Annotated in this window: 1 protein-coding gene; it reads left to right on the top strand. The window is 32.5% G+C overall.

Annotated elements, in window-relative coordinates; all coding sequences use genetic code 11:
• Positions 1 to 140: 140 nt before the first annotated feature.
• A partial coding sequence (locus ACEN4L_RS13415) for an Hsp33 family molecular chaperone HslO (protein WP_407097757.1) occupies positions 141 to 702 on the top strand: 562 nt, incomplete at its 3' end.

Below are 702 nucleotides of genomic sequence, written 5' to 3'. Positions count from 1 at the left end.
CATGTAAAAGCGTGAGTAGTAAAAGACTTGTGCTAGCAAGGTTTTTACTACTCACTCTTTTATCTAATTTAGTGTATTAGATCTTTTTACTTGAACCTAACGTTACGTAACGGTATATGGTAATTGTAGGGAGTGAAGATATGAAAAATTTAACTGGAAAAAAATTTTTAACAGCTAATAAAACAGTTCGTATTTATAAAGTAGAAATCCCTTGTGCCTCTGTCCCTTCTCATGTCACTAATTATTCTAATGATGAATTTAAACTATTCTGTACAAAGTTGCTAATTAGTGGGTGTTCAATGAAAGGGCTACTCAATGACTATCAACGTATTAGCATCCGAATGAAATTTCCAGGAACTTCAAATACAATTTCTATTAGTATTGAGGGCAGTGGTTTTGTAAACATTTTAGCTTCAGAACGTTTAGCGAGTTTAGAAACATCTGTAAATAAATTAATGAGGAAAAAAGAAGCTATATTAACCGCAACGCAAGGAAGCAATAACTTTGGGCAATCTACTAGCACAATTCCATTTAATGAAACTGATCCTGATAAGATAATTCAGCATTATTTTCAACAAAGCGAACAGATTGATACTGCGTTTTACACTCATTCTTTTAAAGGACATTGGATAGGATATATGGTTCAAGCATTACCTGGTGCAGACGTTGGAGAAGTTGAAAAGATTATAAGTAATCTAAAAT

Origin of the sequence: Desemzia sp. FAM 23988 (assembly GCF_045528365.1) — a bacterium.
Lineage (GTDB): Bacteria > Bacillota > Bacilli > Lactobacillales > Carnobacteriaceae > Desemzia.
Note: the sequence above shows the minus strand (reverse complement) of the source record. Positions and strands in the feature narration are given on the sequence as shown.